The organism is Xenorhabdus ehlersii (genome assembly GCF_003610465.1).
Classification (GTDB): Bacteria; Pseudomonadota; Gammaproteobacteria; order Enterobacterales; family Enterobacteriaceae; genus Xenorhabdus; species Xenorhabdus ehlersii.
This window is the reverse complement of sequence record NZ_RAQI01000001.1, coordinates 546571-563639: the sequence shown is the minus strand read 5'-3', so window position 1 is coordinate 563639 and position 17069 is coordinate 546571. Positions and strand designations below refer to the sequence as shown.

Annotated in this window: 11 protein-coding genes, 1 other RNA gene and 1 pseudogene; 5 read left to right on the top strand and 8 right to left on the bottom strand. The window is 41.2% G+C overall.

Features of this window, described 5'->3' with window-relative positions; translation table 11 throughout:
• Window positions 1-24 precede the first annotated feature (24 nt).
• The 3 genes and pseudogenes from mscK to acrR all read right to left on the bottom strand — a co-directional run bounded on the left by mscK (window position 25) and on the right by acrR (window position 4287).
• On the bottom strand, window positions 25-3417 hold the full coding sequence (gene mscK / locus BDE27_RS02680) for a mechanosensitive channel MscK (RefSeq protein ID WP_099132505.1): 3393 nt from the start codon (window positions 3415-3417) through the stop codon (window positions 25-27).
• 8 nt (window positions 3418-3425) lie between these two features.
• Window positions 3426-3640 (bottom strand): annotated as a pseudogene (locus tag BDE27_RS19310) (DsrE family protein); the annotation flags it as partial.
• Window positions 3637-4287 (bottom strand): multidrug efflux transporter transcriptional repressor AcrR, encoded by a 651-nt coding sequence (acrR, locus tag BDE27_RS02670; RefSeq protein ID WP_120211324.1) that lies wholly within the window; start codon window positions 4285-4287, stop codon window positions 3637-3639. The pseudogene BDE27_RS19310 and the gene acrR, both read right to left, overlap by 4 nt.
• 142 nt (window positions 4288-4429) lie before the next feature.
• Between acrR and BDE27_RS02665 the strand changes: the two genes are divergently transcribed.
• The 4 genes from BDE27_RS02665 to BDE27_RS02650 all read left to right on the top strand — a co-directional run bounded on the left by BDE27_RS02665 (window position 4430) and on the right by BDE27_RS02650 (window position 10052).
• Window positions 4430-5629 carry an efflux RND transporter periplasmic adaptor subunit gene (locus tag BDE27_RS02665; RefSeq protein ID WP_099132503.1) on the top strand — a complete coding sequence of 400 codons (1200 nt, stop codon included), beginning with the start codon at window positions 4430-4432 and terminating at the stop codon, window positions 5627-5629.
• A gap of 14 nt (window positions 5630-5643) precedes the next feature.
• Window positions 5644-8793, top strand: coding sequence for an efflux RND transporter permease subunit (locus BDE27_RS02660; RefSeq protein WP_099132502.1), 3150 nt, complete (start codon window positions 5644-5646; stop codon window positions 8791-8793).
• A 638-nt stretch (window positions 8794-9431) separates the two neighbouring features.
• The gene (gene tomB, locus BDE27_RS02655; RefSeq protein ID WP_099132501.1) at window positions 9432-9800 is read left to right on the top strand and encodes an Hha toxicity modulator TomB; all 369 of its coding nucleotides are present in this window, start codon (window positions 9432-9434) and stop codon (window positions 9798-9800) included.
• 48 nt (window positions 9801-9848) lie between these two features.
• Window positions 9849-10052: an HHA domain-containing protein gene (locus tag BDE27_RS02650; RefSeq protein ID WP_047766794.1), complete on the top strand. Its 204-nt coding sequence runs from the start codon at window positions 9849-9851 to the stop codon at window positions 10050-10052.
• An 89-nt stretch (window positions 10053-10141) separates the two neighbouring features.
• Here BDE27_RS02650 and ffs read toward each other — a convergent pair.
• Window positions 10142-10238: signal recognition particle sRNA small type (ffs, locus tag BDE27_RS02645), an RNA gene on the bottom strand.
• Window positions 10239-10787: 549 nt separating this feature from the next.
• On the opposite strand from ffs, the gene tesB reads away from it, so the two are divergent.
• Entirely contained in the window at window positions 10788-11642 is an 855-nt protein-coding gene (gene tesB / locus BDE27_RS02640) for an acyl-CoA thioesterase II (protein WP_099132500.1), read from the top strand.
• Between the two features lie 82 nt (window positions 11643-11724).
• Here the strand turns inward: tesB and amtB are convergent, their stop codons facing one another.
• The 4 genes from amtB to BDE27_RS02620 form a co-directional block, all read right to left on the bottom strand.
• Window positions 11725-13005: an ammonium transporter AmtB gene (gene amtB, locus BDE27_RS02635; protein ID WP_099132499.1), complete on the bottom strand. Its 1281-nt coding sequence runs from the start codon at window positions 13003-13005 to the stop codon at window positions 11725-11727.
• Between the two features lie 13 nt (window positions 13006-13018).
• Window positions 13019-13357, bottom strand: a complete 339-nt coding sequence (gene glnK, locus BDE27_RS02630) for a P-II family nitrogen regulator (RefSeq protein WP_047766799.1) — start codon at window positions 13355-13357, stop codon at window positions 13019-13021.
• Between the two features lie 168 nt (window positions 13358-13525).
• Window positions 13526-15295 (bottom strand): SmdB family multidrug efflux ABC transporter permease/ATP-binding protein, encoded by a 1770-nt coding sequence (locus BDE27_RS02625; protein WP_167450524.1) that lies wholly within the window; start codon window positions 15293-15295, stop codon window positions 13526-13528.
• Window positions 15288-17036 carry a SmdA family multidrug ABC transporter permease/ATP-binding protein gene (locus BDE27_RS02620; protein WP_099132497.1) on the bottom strand — a complete coding sequence of 583 codons (1749 nt, stop codon included), beginning with the start codon at window positions 17034-17036 and terminating at the stop codon, window positions 15288-15290. The genes BDE27_RS02625 and BDE27_RS02620 overlap by 8 nt, the downstream gene beginning before the upstream one ends.
• Window positions 17037-17069 lie beyond the last annotated feature (33 nt).

Genomic DNA, 17069 nt, shown 5'->3' with positions numbered 1-17069 from the left:
AATGCTTACTCCTCATTTATCTGGTTATTGGCTCCCATCATTCAATGGCTTCTGTACTTCTTGCAAACTATCACCCTGCCCATTGTGTAAGTAAACTTCCAGCTGATTAAATGCAATATTGATGTCGTTTTCCCGACATAATTTATCAATACTGCGGTTAACTTCGTCTACAGTACGGCTACGATCCCCCAATTCTCGGACATAAAGCCGCAATTCATGATCCAGTGTACTGGCGCCAAAATTCATAAAGTAGACTTGCGGCCCTGGCTCACTCATTACACGGGCGTTTTCGCTTGCCGCTTTTAACAAAACCTCTTTGACCTTATCAAGATCAGAGCCGTATGCGACGCCAACCTTAATAATAATCCGCGTAATGGTATCGGAAAGTGTCCAGTTTATCAGACGCTCCGTCACAAATGCCCGGTTAGGGATAATCACTTCTTTGCGGTCAAAATCTGTAATTGTCGTCGCACGAATACGGATTTTACTGACAGAACCGGAATAAGTTCCTATCGTTACTGTATCGCCAATCCGGACGGGACGTTCGAACAAAATAATCAAACCCGAAACAAAGTTAGCGAAAATTTCCTGTAAACCAAAACCTAAACCGACCGAAAGTGCCGCCGCTAACCATTGTAATTTATTCCACGAAACACCCAATGTTCCTAATGCTGTAATTCCGCCAATGCCAATGATTAGGTAAGTCAGTGTCGTTTTAATGGCATACGACGAACCTTGTTGCAACTGCAAGCGGGATAACACCAACACTTCCAGCAAACCTGGCAAGTTTCTCATCATGACCCAAGAAATAACCAACATTGCTACTGAAAGTACCAAATCTTTCAAAGTCACGTGATTCAGGACATTGCCCAGTTCTGTTGTAGTGCTGTATTGCCACAAGTTGATCCCATCAAGATAAGAAAATACCGTCACCAGATCAGACCAAATCCAATAAAATGCACCTAAAAAGATCAAAAACAGCACCATAGTAGTTAAACGCAATGATTGCTGATTAATGCGATCTAAAGCCATTGGCGGTTCTTCCGTCACTTCGCCTTCTGCCCCTTCTTTCGTGAGGGACTGACGACGAGCGACAGCACGTCGATAGGCAATGCTGCGCGCCGCAATTCCCAATCCCCGCAAACAGACTTGATAACTGATATGCCAGAGAAACAGTAAATACAAACTATAGAGCCAACGTTCTGCCAGACGTAAAGTTGTATAGAAATAACCCGATATCATCAACACCATCAGAACCAACGGAGCAAAAGTTAATACCGTCACTACGATGGTACGGATCATATGTGAGCTTTTTTCACGCCATACATAACGGCAGAATGGAAAAACAAATAGAAAAACAAAGAACAGGCAGATCAATACTGTACATTGTCCAATAACATCATCAGACAGCCGTAAAGGATATTTAGCCCCCAATGTTATCCAGAACAAAATGGGTAATAGTGTCATCGACAGGCGAACAAGATTTTTACGGAATAAGTGACAAACAGCACTGTCCAGAGAAAAATGCTGTTCTCCAATCCCACCTTTCACCAGGATCTGGTAACTGCAACTATACATAATCCAAAAAAGCGCCAACTGACGGGAGAATCCCCAAATCAAATCCCCAAAATCATCACCTGATTTCGAATACCAATAACCTATCGCCAACACGATAAAAGCGAGTGGCAATGTTTTTATTAATGTCAGTATCAGTGCCAATGGGGTATGTAGTTGACTGTCACGGCGAAACTGCCCCACTTCGCCCGCTATTTTTTTCAACTGTTCGTTAATGCCTTTGGTTTGCCAGCGTAAAAACAGGCCGACTAACACAAGAGGAATAACGAAATGGATAGAGTTTTTCAGCCCCGTAATCAGTCCATTAAACGTTAAACTAATATCCAAATGACTCAGTTCTTCTTGAATTAGTTCAGGCAAGGATTTCAACCACGCCACGTTCATTGGCTTGTTACTGTTAACCCAAAAGATTTGCTGGACAAGGGTTTGTTCCAGTGATTCAGAGACATCCAACAACTGCTGCTGATCCATTTGCAAGTTAATGGCATAAGTAATTTGATTTCCCAACTGATTATTGAGCTGCTCTAAAAGCTCACAATGAACTTCCAGGATCTGCTTGATAGCATTATGGATTTCATCCACCATTTCATTGGATACATTTTTAATTTGATTACGATTATTACTCAATAAATTATTGAAATAGTCATTCCCTTGACAGAGTCGATCTCGCTCCTGAGTAATTTCAAATTGCTCCAGGCGCAAGTCTGCTATTTTCGTTGGTAAATCTTTTGTCAACACATCCTGTGGTATTTTCAACTGTTCCTGAAACAGAATGCGTGATAACAATAAGCTGCCACGTAACACCTTAATTTGCTCTTTAAGATTACGCTCTGATTGGATGGTCCGCTCCAGAAAGTTCTTAACGCGAATACTTTTCTGCGCCAGTTGGTTATTATCACGTGTTGCTGCAATTAACCGTTTACTCAATTCACGATTATGTTCAATCTCTGCCTGAACTAATGAGTTATCTTGAATATGTAAATTTTTACCATCCTTAGTTTGCGCTTCTTTCGCGGTTTCTTCAGAAAGAACCAAGCGCTTTCCACTCATCACATTTTGAATAAACTGAACATGACGTTCCAACTGCTCAATTTGGAGAATCGTGTAATCCCGTTGCCGCTGTAAAAGTGCTTGTAACTGAGTATTCGCCTGTAGAGATTCTCTTTGATACTCATTTTGCTGAGTCAGAAAAAGTTGTTCTACCTGCAATAACTCTATCTGGGTAAAACTCGATTCTGACTGCTCAGTCAATACATTATTGAGTTGGTTGCGAATTTGCTGCAATCTCTGCATGTTACGGAATAGCACATTCTGCACGCGTTCTGGTTGAGTTTGCAGCCCAATCAACTGACTGTTGTAGCTGGCAAGATTTTCCTGTGCCCGCTGCAAGTTATACCATGTACTATTCAGTTTCGATTCGAGCTGCTTTAAAGACTGTGTTTCCAGAGTTTGTTTATATGCATCCTGCTGATCGTTATTTTTCAAATTCTCTAGTTCAGTCGTAACCTGATGTGATTTTTGTGGCACATTTTGCACATTTTTCCTAAGTAGATCGAAATCCAGTTTCAGTTGATCTATTTTGTCAAAGAAAGAGAGCGCCTTTTCCAAATCAGCTATCGATACCTTTTCTTCAACTGTGTGCTCCTTACGTTCCGTCAGAATCTTAAGCTGATTTTGAATATTATTACGGGTTGGAACATCGCTGCCGGCAGCCGCATTGACCGAAAAAAAGAAAGGTGACAGGAGAAAAAACAGTATTGTGGAGAAACGTATCGCAGAGAATTTGTTACACAAACTCCCCTTATTGGGTAAAACACCCAAATATCGGTTAACTGAAACCATGAACTCATCTACTCATCATTTGCCACGCTATCAACCAATGCCAGTTCACTCATTCTCCTGGCATCAGTGCAGGTTTTGCACAATTTAACTTCGACACCTTGTGCCGTCAAAATTTCCAGCATTTGTTTTAAATTATAGTCTTCTTTAGACGTTTGCCCGGCCAAACCAGCAACTGTAGCTTAGACATCAAGAACAATTTCAGTTCGCTGCGGGCTTCCTTCAAGATTCGTTTTCTTCAATGTTCCGCAAATGGTGGCTGTATTTAAGTGTATCAATGAAACTATCCACCAAATAAGCAGATTGCTCTTGAATATTAAAACTGTCCGGTGAGAATGACCAATTCTCAAATATCCCAGTCATCAATGCTCTCAACATGATGGCAGAACGTTTGAAATCAAGATTATAGGGTAGCTCTCCAGATTGAATACAAGAAAATAACATTTTTTCAATTTTCTTGTAATCGGAAATACACATTTCCCTAATATCCTCTACTAATGGAGACATTTCTCCAACGAATTCACATTTATGGAAAAAAATTTCCATTAATTGCCGAACCTGAGAATCATCAATCATCATTTTTAACATGGAAATTAATAAATATCTCAACGCAATAAGTGGATTATCAGGATATTTTGATTGATACTCTTTCTCTAGTTCGTCTATTTTATGCTCTGGCATTCTACAAACAACAGAAAGTAGATCTGTTTTATTTTTAAAGTGCCAGTAAATTGCTCCGCGCGTTACACCAGCGGCAGTTGCGATATCGGATAGCGAGGTAGCAGAAACTCCACGCTCAGAAAAGGTCTTTATCGCAGCATCTATGATTTGCTGACGAGTTTGATTTGCTTGCTGTTTAGTTTTTCGTGCCATTTTAGTGCCATAAACTTTGTTTTTGACGGAGGCTGATTTACATACATTCATGTATGTTTGTACTATAGCACCCATTAACCAACGAAGTAATGATTTCACTTGTTAGATTAGCGAATCAACATTGAAAAATTGAGGTTTACTTATGCGAAAGAACAGGGGAGTTTTGCCTCTGGCCACATTACTGGTAATTTCAGGCAGTTTCATTCTTTCAGGATGTAATGACAATAAAAATACACAGCAAGGGGCTGCTGGCCAGCATGTTCCTGAAGTTGGTATCGTAACGCTGAAGGCAGAACCTCTAACGGTCATCACAGAATTACCAGGCCGTACATCGGCTTATCGTGTTGCCGAGGTTCGTCCTCAAGTCGGCGGCATCATACTAAAACGTAACTATAAAGAAGGAAGTGATGTGGTTGCTGGTGAGTCGTTATACCAAATAGATCCCGCAACTTATCAAGCAGAATACAGTAAAGCCAAAGCAAGCTTAGCCAGAGCGCAAGCCAATGAGAATGTTTCCCACTTAACCGTTGAACGTTATCAATCCTTGCTAGGCACACAATACGTGAGTAAGCAGGAATTTGATAAAGCAAATTCAGAATATGCTCAGGCAAAAGCAGATGTCCAGTCCTCTCAGGCTGCGTTGGAAAATGCCAGAATCAACCTGGCATACACCAAGGTAACCTCCCCTATTTCTGGGCGGGCGGGTAAATCCACCGTCACAGAAGGAGCGCTGGTTTCTGCGGGTCAGCCAACAGCCCTAACGATTGTTCAGCAATTAGATCCTATCTATGTTGATATCACTCAATCAAGTGACGACTATCTGAGACTCAAAAATGAAATTGCAAAAGGAACCGTTCAGAAAGAGAACAAAAAAACCAAAATCCGCCTAATAACTGACACTGGGCAAGAATACAGTCAAGAAGGTTACCTTGAATTTTCTGACGTGACGGTTGACGAAACAACAAGCTCTATCACTATGCGTGCTGTATTTCCAAACCCGAATGAAGAATTACTGCCAGGTATGTTTGTTCGCACCAAGTTAGAAGAAGGTGTGCGCAAAAATGCGATTTTGGTTCCTCAGCAAGCTGTTACCAGAACACCTCGCGGTCAAGCAACCACACTGATTGTAGATAAAGATAACAAAGTAGAATTACGCAATATCAACGCTACTCAGGCAATTGGTAACAAGTGGTTGGTGACAGAAGGTCTGAAAGCTGGAGATAGAGTAATCGTCACAGGGTTGCAGAAAATAGCGCCGGGAATAACGGTCAAGCCAACGGAAACAGATTTGAATGCTAATCCTACGGCTAATCAAGCTGAGTCTGCAAAAAAGCCTCAATAAGGAGTCGGTGATTCATGCCTAAGTTTTTTATCGAACGGCCAATTTTTGCATGGGTAATAGCGATTATCACTATGCTATCTGGCTTGTTGGCAATCATGAAATTACCCGTGGAGCAATATCCTGCTATTGCGCCACCTACTATTTCCATTTCAGCAAGTTACCCAGGAGCTGACGCGACAACAGTACAAAATACTGTAACACAGGTTATTGAACAGAATATGAATGGTATCGATAACCTAGTGTATATGTCTTCCCACAGCGATTCTGCGGGAAGCATGAATATCATGCTGACCTTTGAAGCAGACACAGATCCAGACATCGCGCAAGTTCAGGTTCAAAATAAACTGCAACTTGTCATGCCACTATTACCTCAAGAAGTTCAGCAACAAGGTGTTAGTGTTGATAAAACCACCAGTTCATTTTTGATGGTGGCTGGTTTCATCTCTCAAGATGGTTCCATGACTCAAGATGACATCGCTGATTATATCGGAAGTAGTGTCAAAGATGCATTGAGCCGTGTTGCTGGCGTGGGTGAAACACAGCTCTTTGGCACGCAGTATGCCATGCGTATTTGGCTCAATCCTGACAAACTGCTCAACTATAAGATCACCACTCAGGATGTTATTAGTGCAATCAGGGCTCAGAATAATCAGGTTGCTGCCGGACAATTAGGAGGGACACCACCGGTTCCAGGTCAGCGTTTGAATGCTTCGATCATCGCACAAACTCGCCTGAATTCGGCAGAAGAATTTGGCAATATTTTGCTGCGCATGAACCCCGACGGTTCACAAATTCGTTTGCATGATGTCGCTACCATTCAATTAGGCGCGGAAAATTACAGTATCATTGGTCGCTTCAATGGCAAACCGGCAGCAGGAATTGGTATCAAACTGGCAACTGATGCTAACGCCTTAAATACTTCCAAAGCCGTTAAAGAAGCACTGGCTGAAATGCAACCTTTCTTCCCACATGGGTTGACTATTGTCTATCCGTATGACACCACGCCATTCGTTAAAATTTCTATTTTCGAAGTGGTGAAAACATTGGCAGAAGCCATTCTGTTAGTGTTTATCGTCATGTACCTGTTCCTGCAAAACTTCCGAGCTACCTTTATCCCAACGATTGCGGTTCCGGTTGTACTACTTGGTACATTTGCCATTCTTGCTGCGTTTGGCTATTCCATCAATACATTGACCATGTTCGCTATGGTACTTGCCATAGGCCTGCTCGTGGATGATGCCATTGTGGTAGTGGAAAACGTCGAACGAATCATGCAGGAAGAGGGGCTATCACCGAAAGAAGCCACCAAAAAATCAATGGGGCAGATTCAAGGCGCTCTGGTCGGTATCGCGCTGGTGCTGTCCGCTGTATTTGTACCAATGGCATTCTTCGGAGGTTCAACAGGAGCGATTTACCGCCAATTTTCAATCACGATCGTTTCAGCAATGATATTGTCTGTGCTGGTGGCATTAATCCTGACTCCGGCATTGTGTGCAACGATGCTTAAGCCTGTTGCCAAAGGTGACCATGGAACTCACACCGGATTCTTTGGTTGGTTTAACCATCTGTTTGAAAAGAGCACACATCATTATACTGATAGTATCGGCCGGATGTTACGTGGTACAGGGCGTTATTTGGTGATCTATGTCATGTTGATCGCTGGCATGGCTTGGATATTTAAAAGTCTGCCATCCTCCTTCTTGCCAGAAGAAGATCAGGGGGTTTTACTAGCAATGGTCCAATTACCACCTGGCTCAACTCAGGAACAGACACAAAAAGTACTGAATGAGATCAATGACTACTTCTATACCAAAGAGAAAGACGTTGTTAAATCTGTATTTACAGTTAATGGCTTTGGTTTTAGTGGTCAAGGGCAAAATACAGGTCTGGCATTTATTAGCTTAAAAGATTGGGAACTGCGCAAGGATTCGAAAGATAAGGTTCCGGCCATTGTTGCTCGAGCAAATGCGAATTTTGCTCAAATCAAGGAAGGACTTATCTTTGCGTTCAATATTCCTTCAATTGTAGAGTTGGGTTCTGCCAGCGGATTTGACTTCCAGTTGATTGATAAAGGAAATCTGGGGCATGCAGCACTGACAGAAGCACGTAACCAATTGCTTGGTATGGTTGCACAACACCCAGATATTCTGACGAGTGTCCGCCCCAATGGGCAAAATGACACACAACAATATCGCGTTTATATCGATAAGGAAAAAGCAGAAGCCTTGGCTGTATCCACGACAAATATCAACTCAACCCTGAGCACGATGTTTGGCGGTGTTTACGTCAATGATTTTATCGACCGCGGTCGAGTCAAAAAAGTCTATATTCAAGCTGATGCTCCTTACCGCATGTTACCAAGCGATATCAGCCAGTTGTATGTTCGTAACTATCATGGAGAAATGGTGCCGTTTTCTGCGTTCATAGATGCATCGAAAGAACCTTGGATTTATGGTTCACCACGTCTGGAACGCTACAACGGTCTTCCTTCCATGGAAATTGTGGGAGAAGCAGCGCCTGGCCAAAGTACTGGTGACGCAATGGCTCTTATGGAGCAACTGGCATCACAATTACCGCCAGGAATTGGCTATGACTGGACCGGAATGTCTTATCAAGAACGTCTATCCGGTAATCAGGCTCCTGCTCTGTATGCGCTGTCATTGATTGTCGTATTCCTTTGCCTGGCAGCATTATATGAAAGCTGGTCTGTTCCGTTCTCGGTCATGTTAGTCGTCCCTCTGGGGGTTATCGGTGCATTACTGGCAACATCAATACGTGGGCTGGATAACGACGTTTACTTTAAGGTTGGCTTACTGACTACCATCGGGTTGTCTGCGAAAAACGCCATCCTTATCGTCGAGTTCGCCAAGGATTTGATAGAAAAAGAAGGCAAGGGATTAATAGAAGCAACTCTTGAAGCAGCCAGAATGCGCTTACGCCCAATCCTAATGACTTCTTTAGCCTTTATGCTTGGCGTTATGCCTCTGGTATTGAGCAATGGCGCAGGTTCAGGTGCACAAAATGCCGTAGGAACGGGAGTATTGGGTGGAATGATCGCAGCTACATCGTTAGCAATTTATTTCGTCCCTGTATTTTTCGTTGTCATTAAGCGGCGGTTTACGAAAAAAAATGAGGAGCTTGAACACATTTCAACCTCTCACTAAATTCAGCTATGTTAAAAAGGCCACTTATGTGGCCTTTTTAACGGGCAAAAACTCCTTCGAACAGCAAATTACAGGATGACAATATCTGCGTTAAAATTCATTCATAGTCTAATTAAAATAAATACTTATGAATGAAAAAGTAGATTTAAAAGACAACATCTTCTGTTTTTTATAATAAATAGAAGATAAGTTGGTAACTCTCCTTGTTTTTCTCTTGATTACACCTTTAATGGTAAAAAGTGTTCCATCTCGATGGTGACATATGTAATAATGACGCCATATTGATTTTGAAAGTCTCAATACAATCGCCTATAATGATTGCTGTGCTATTGCTACAGCATCTACTGTATTAGTATAATTTAATATATTTCACAGCATATGTGGATATGACTATCCTTCATAGTAGACTGTTAGTGCTTGCCAGAAACGGGGCTTTGCCAGAATTTAGTGTTTTTGTCATAACTAAACGTAAATGAGCTATTGTTAAAAAAACTAGTTGGCAGATAGGTAAAATAGAGCATTAACATTAATAAATAATAATCATGTTTTGATAGGCTCTATTCTAAAAGAATGACTATAATAATTAGCATGTATAAGCCTTAGTTCAAATAAGCTGTACATCGTTTACGGAGGTGATTATGGATGAATATTCACCAAGAAGACATGATATTGCTGAATTAAAATACTTATGCGAGAATTTAATTCATGAGGCTTTTTCCGTCCTGAATCGCACTGATAATCATTGGATTCACGACCTAACCTCCGAGAAAAGTTTAAAACTAAACGAATTGATTGAACACATTGCAGCTTTTGTTTGGAGCTTTAAAATTAAATACTCAGACAACCACACTCTGAGCACCTTAATTGATGACTATCTAGATGAAACATATAATTTATTTGGAAGTGATAAGATAAGCTTTTTTGAACTTACAAAATGGCAAAAAACAAACGAACACTTAACTAACGTTCTGTTACATGATTTGAACGCTTCTCTAAGTAAAATCTGATAAATATATTCCTAACTATTTTTTTATACCAAATAAGATAAGGCGATTATGACTAAAACTGACTATCTGATGCGTTTAAGAAAATGCACTTCTATTGAAACACTGGAACGTGTAATTGAAAAAAATAAATACGAGCTTTCGGAAGATGAACTTGAATTGTTCTACTCCGCGGCTGATCACCGTTTGGCTGAACTTACCATGAATAAACTCTATGATAAAATCCCATCATCTGTTTGGAAATTTGTCCGCTAAGCTGTAATGTTCAGATAGAAAGTGACTTGAGCCGGTAGCTATTATCGGCTGACAGTATAATCTTATGATAAGTTTGGAATTGGTGAGGGCTCTACCAGCTACATCCCGGCACACACACCCCTTGCTATGGCTGCTTCTTTCCAGACCTGACCAAGTTAACAAGTTAGCGTTGCGGGAGAACCAACAGAGCCCCCATTGATGTTAGCTTCAAATTTCGAAGCGGTGGTCATTATCTTCCAAACATTATGAAATAGCAAGGCAACTTCATTTGAATGCTGATTTATTACTCATAACGTTGTAAAAAACATCAAAAATTTAATAATTTTACTTAACAGAATACCTTTAGCATTTTTTTCAAGCTATAACTCACAGTAACAGTAGACGAACAGTAAACAGGTGCAACAATAGATATATTTAATAACACTAATGAATCATTGCCATGTCATATAAAAACCACATAATTTCACAACTTCAACCTAAGTTAAATAACAATTTCCCTACCCTTAGCATTTAAAATAAAAACAATCATACAAATCAAAAGATAAAACTACAAAACAATACATTCGCATTATTTGATAAGCATTGATGAAATTAACAGTGATAATTCACATCTAAAATAAAAACTCAAGGATAATTTCATTTACAACTTAATCCATTTATTTTCAAATAAATAAAAGTTTATTATCCATATCTTTCATTTATGCTTTTCAAATGCTCTAAAAGTAAAGGCATGTTATGAGTCAAGCATTACAAAACTTAATTAACTTGATACATTTAGAAAAAATAGAAAAAGGAATTTACCGAGGACAAAGTGAAGACTTAGGATTTCCTCAAGTTTTCGGTGGGCAAGTAATAGGCCAAGCGCTATATGCAGCAAAACAAACCGTCGCGGATGATAGAATGATCCACTCCTTTCATAGCTATTTTCTACGTCCAGGTGATAGCCATAAACCCATTGTTTATGATATTGAAGTATTGCGTGATGGAAAAAGTTTCAGTGCCCGCCGCGTCAGCGCAATACAAAATGGTCATCCTATCTTCTACATGACAGCGTCCTTTCAAGGACATGAAGAAAGTTTTGAACATCAAAATACTATGCCTCTAGTCCCTTCTCCCGAAGAGTTAGATTCCCAAGAAGAAATTGTAAAAAAAATGGCTAACTCACTCCCGACAAAATTAAAAACAGTTTTTGCCACACCACCCTTGGAGATGAAATTCGTTCCTCTTCAAAATATACCTAATCATTCATCCCAAGTCCCTGTACGTTATGTTTGGTTCCGTAGCAACGGAAAAATGCCAGAAGATCCATTCATTCATCATTGTTTGCTGGGTTATGCATCAGATTTCAATTTTCTGCCTACGGCACTACAGCCCCATGGCGTAAAATTTATGGCGGAAAATATGCAAATAGCCACGATTGATCACTCAATGTGGTATCACCGTCCTTTCAATATGGATGATTGGTTACTTTATTCAATCGAAAGCCCATCAGCATCAGGAGCGCGTGGTTTCGTCCGGGGGCATATCTATAACCGTGCAGGCGTGCTTATCGCTTCTGCGGTTCAGGAGGGAGTAATTCGTAAGCTATGATGAATTAAATCAATAATAACCGTATGCCGTAATCAACTTTTCTGTTACTACGGCATACCTATTTGCAAATAAATAAAAGTGCTCAGTTATAAGCGCTTTCACCATGTGAAGTAATATCAAGTCCTTCTCTTTCTGACTCAAGATTAATACGTAGCCCAACCAACTTATCAGCGATCTTAAATGAAATATAAGCCGCTATTGATGACCAAACTATACATACCAATATACTAATAGCCTGAATACCGAGCTGTCTTAGCATTGTCATTCCTTCAGCAAACCCTGTTCCACCTAAAGCGGATGCAGTAAAAATACTGGTCAACAAACAACCAATAATGCCGCATACTCCATGTACCCCAAATACATCACAAACATCATCAACACGTAACCATTTCTTCAGTATGACTACCCCCCATAAGCCAGCAATACCTGCAATCAACCCCATCACCAATGCACCACCGATACCAACTGTTGCAGCAGCTGGCGTAATAACCACTAAACCCGAAATACACCCGGAACATGCTCCTAAAAGCGAAGGTTTCTGGCGAAATAGCCACTCACAGAAAACCCATGACAACACTGCTCCCGCCGTTGCTGCCACCGTATTCACTAGAGCCAGCGCCGAAATAGCATTTACTTCACCAGCAGATCCCACATTAAAGCCAAACCATCCAATATAAAGGATCGCTGTTCCAATAAAAGTCATTGGTAGGTTATGAGGTTTAAATGCTTCCCGCCCAAAGCCTGAGCGCTTCCCAAGTAAGTAAGCACCAACTAAGCCTGCTGCTGCCGCATTAATATGAACAACAGTCCCGCCAGCAAAATCCAAAGCTCCATCCTGAGCAAGCCAGCCGCCACCCCATACCATATGCGCCATAGGGATATAAGATACTGTCAGCCATAACACACTAAAAATCAGCAATGCAGAAAAACGAATTCTTTCACATAACGCGCCCACCACCAAAGCAACAGTAATACATGCAAATGCACCTTGAAAAACGACATGAATTAACTGATAAAAATTACCAGTGAGATCAGTTATGGATATATTTTTTAACATAACCTGACCAAAACCACCCCAAAAAGAGTTGCCTATCTCAAAGGTCATGCTGTATCCATAAATAATCCAAAGCACACAAACCAATGAAAAACTGACAATCACCTGTGACATTAGTGACAACACATTTTTGCTGCGTAGTAATCCCCCATAAAATAGGGCAATGCCAGGTATTGTCATAAAAAGTACAAGTATCGTATTTATTAACATAAATACCGTGTCTGCTTTATTGAGATTACTTTCCGCAGCAATAGCAAGCGAAGGAAAACTGGCCGCAATACACACTATGGATAAAAATTTATTCTTCATTTTTGCCCCTCATTTACAGTGCTGCATCATTCGTTTCACCCGTCCTGATCCGGACGGCATGCTGCAATTCAAAGAGAAAGATTTTTCCATCCCCCATTTTTCCGGTGAAAGCAGTCTGCTGAACAACATGGATAATTTCTTCAACTCGTTCATCATTGGTAGCAATATCAATCTTAACTTTGGGCAAAAAATTAACGTTGTATTCAGCACCTCGATAAAGTTCGGAATGACCTTTTTGACGTCCAAATCCCTTTACTTCTGTTATAGTCATACCTTGTATACCTATATCAGCAAGCGCTTCCCGCACTTCCTCCAGCTTAAATGGTTTTATGATGATGGTAATAAGTTTCATATTTCCCCCGTTTTTCGCTACGTTAGTACAAGGGAATATTTGCAAGGGATATGCCAAAAGTTAAAAATGATGTGTAATCAGTTTGTTATCGAAAAACATCTCTAAAGAAGGGATAAAAAAGGGAACAGAGAATACATCTGCTCCCTATACGCTGCCTAAATATGCACACTAAACGTGCACTGATTCATTCAACGTCTCGCCAACTTGCTGGAGTTGGTACATTTGATAATAGCGTCCACGCTTTTCCAGTAGCTGTTGATGCTGACCTTGCTCAATAATTGCACCACGATGCAGCACTAATATGGAATCAGCCTCAATAATGGTTGAAAGACGATGAGCAATCACCACCAATGTTGTCTGTTTGCGGATCATTCTCAGAGCTCTCTGTACTGACTGCTCTGTCCCAGAGTCAATATTCGCGGTTGCCTCATCCAAAATAAGGATCTGTGGTGTTTGCACTAAAACTCTAGCCATTGCTAAAAGCTGTTTTTGGCCTGCTGAAAGTGTATTCCCTTGTTCTCCCAAAACGAAATTCAAACCATCTGGTAAATTACGAACAAAGTCAGCTAATTGAACTAATTCTAGTATTTCCCATATTTTCTCTTCACTGATATCCCGCCCTAGCGTGATATTGTTGAGGAATGACGCTGCCAAAACAACAGGATCTTGCGGCACCATTGCCACCCCATTACGCAGTACTGTGTGAGAAAGCGAAGATATAGAACGCCGGTCAAGATAGATCTCACCGTCTTGCCACGGATAGTACCCCATAATCAAATTAGCCAAAGTGCTTTTTCCACTCCCTGTATGCCCAACCAAAGCCACAAACCCATGTGGAGGAACATGCAGGTTAATATCACTTAAGACAAGTTTGTCACCACGATAAGCAAAGTTTAAGTTTTCAATATCAATTCTGCCACTTTCTAACGCCCGCAAATCATTGCCATATTGCTGTTGTGGACTGTCCATCAATTCGAAAACGCGTTCTCCTGAAACCACCGCTTGCTGCAATACCGATTGCTGTGAAGTCAACTCAATCAGTGGCTCATTTAATCGCCCAAGATAGTTAATGAAGGCATACAGTACACCAACGCCAATAACCTCAGTACCTTTGATACCAAACAATAAGAGCAAACCACACAATATTGCGGCAGAAAAGAAACTCAATAATGGCCTTAATAAGATGCCATCTAACCGTAAAGCCTGCATACGAGCCTGATAATGAGCTCGGTTGGTAGCCAACATTTTCTCGCCAAAACGGGCTTGCTGACGAAACTGCTGAATCACACTCATTCCATTAATGGCTTCATTGAAACCATCATTAATGTCAGCCAGATAACCACGAACCCGCCTAACTATTGGGGTACTAAGACGCTGATAGATCAACATTACAAGCAAGACTGCCGGAAATATTACGATTGCAACACATGCCATACGCCAATTTAAAACAAACATGGCTATCAGCATGGCACCAATTAGTGCAACACAGCGAAATACCATTGGAATCACATTAACAAACAGATCCTTAATGACCTCAGTATCATTTGTTACACGGGATATCAGTTGTCCAACCGGTTGATTATCAAAAGCACTTAATGGCTGACGTAATGCTGAATCCATCACATCAGTACGAAGCTTCTGCACCACTCCTACAGATGCCTGATTAAAAAATAATGTTTGATAATAGTGTAAAGCGGCAGCAATAAGCTGCAAAATCAAGAATATTGCGGCCAGCCCACCGACAATATCGAGCGGTAAATTTCCCGTTGCAACCATATTGTCGATAAAATAGCTCACAAGCAGAGGTCCGCTTACCTCTGCCAATGCAGCAATCCACAACATCAATACAGCAATGAGCATCGGTTTGCGGTAATTTTTGCCGTAAGAAAGCAAGCGCTTTAATGACGGCCATAGCTTACCTATATGAGTTTTAGTCATTTTCTCCACCCAATGCAGCTTCTAGTTGTTGGTAATGGTACATATCGGAATACCAACCTAATTGGGTGATAAGCTGTTTATGCTGGCCGTGTTGTATAACCGAGCCATGTTGCATAACCAAAATATTATCTGCTTCCGTTAATGCCGACAGCCGATGCGCACTGATAATAACAGTGCGCTGTTGCCGCCATTGGCTAAGATTTTTCATAATCTGGTGTTCCGTGTGACCATCAACGGCTGATAGAGCATCATCAAGGATTAAAATCTCCGTCTCTAACAGCAAAGCTCTGGCAATGGATATACGCTGTTTTTGCCCCCCGGAAAGCATCACACCGCGTTCTCCCACTTCCGTTTGATAACCTTGAGGCAATCGCAAAATATCATCATGTACACTTGCTAAGCGAGCGACTTCTTCTATTTGCTCTTGGGTTGCATCGGGTCGTCCCAACGCAATATTACCTGCAACCGTATCCGAAAACAGGAAAGGAGTTTGGTTGACAATAGCCAAGCGTGAACGCCACTCTTCCATTCGAAGCGCAGAGATATTTTTTGACTGGAAAAGAATAGCTCCATCAGTTACATCAAACTGCCGTTGTAACAAAGCCAATAAAGTACTCTTCCCTGCCCCCGTTGATCCACAAAGCCCCAATAACTGACCAGGCTCTAGTTGGAAATGGATATTTTCCAAAACAGGTTTATCACTTTGAGGATAGGTAAATTTGTTGATATTTGCCTGCAAGCTCCCCCGTTCTGAAGACAAAGACAACACGCCATCTTCGGTTACCAGTGGTTCCTGCAACAAACTGCGGATGCGTGTATAAGCAGCACTTCCTCTCTCAACAATGTTGAACATCCATGCCAATGCCAACATAGGCCAGATCATCAATCCCAGATACATGACAAAACTGGTCAATTCACCAAGGGTCATGGAACCATTCACCACCATCCAACTCCCTCCACCGACAGCCAAAAGGTTTGCAACAGTAATAGCAATGAAAATGGTGGGGTCAAAACGCGCATCTACACGCGCAACATGCATATTCTTACGCCCAGCATCAATAGCAACTTCTTCAAACTGATTAGATTGAAGTTCTTCCAATCCAAACGCTTTTATCATACGGATACTAGTCAAACTTTCCTGCGCATGGTTATTCAGTACAGAAAATGCGCCTTGCGCAGATTTAAAACGATGATGAAGCTGATTCCCATAATGCTTAATCGCCAAGGCCATAATGGGCATCGGTGATAATGACAACAATGTTAATTGCCAACTGATCTCGACGCTCATTACAATTAGGACAGAACACCCCATAACTAAAGCATCAACCAAAGTAAGGACTCCCTCACCTGCGGCAAAAACAACTCTGTCAACATCATTTGTTGCGCGCGCCATGAGATCGCCTGTTCTATAACGTAAATAAAATTCAGGATTCTGACTACTCAAACGCTTGTAGAAGTCACCACGCAGCTTAACAGCTAGCCGATAAGAAGCACCGAACAACCATACACGCCAAACATATCGCAGACCATAGATTGCCAAAGCAATGAACAGCATTAACCCCAGCAACATTAATAGCTGGCGGAAGATCATTGTTTTTGTGCTAATGCCATCAACGATAATCCCAACTAAGTGGGGAGGAATGAGTTGCAGCACCGCAATCAAAACGAGGAAAATGACAGCTCCCAGATAACACCGCCATTCACGAATAAAATACCAGCTTAATTGTGAAAATAATCTCACACACCTATTCCCAAGGTAAAAAATGAAAGAGTT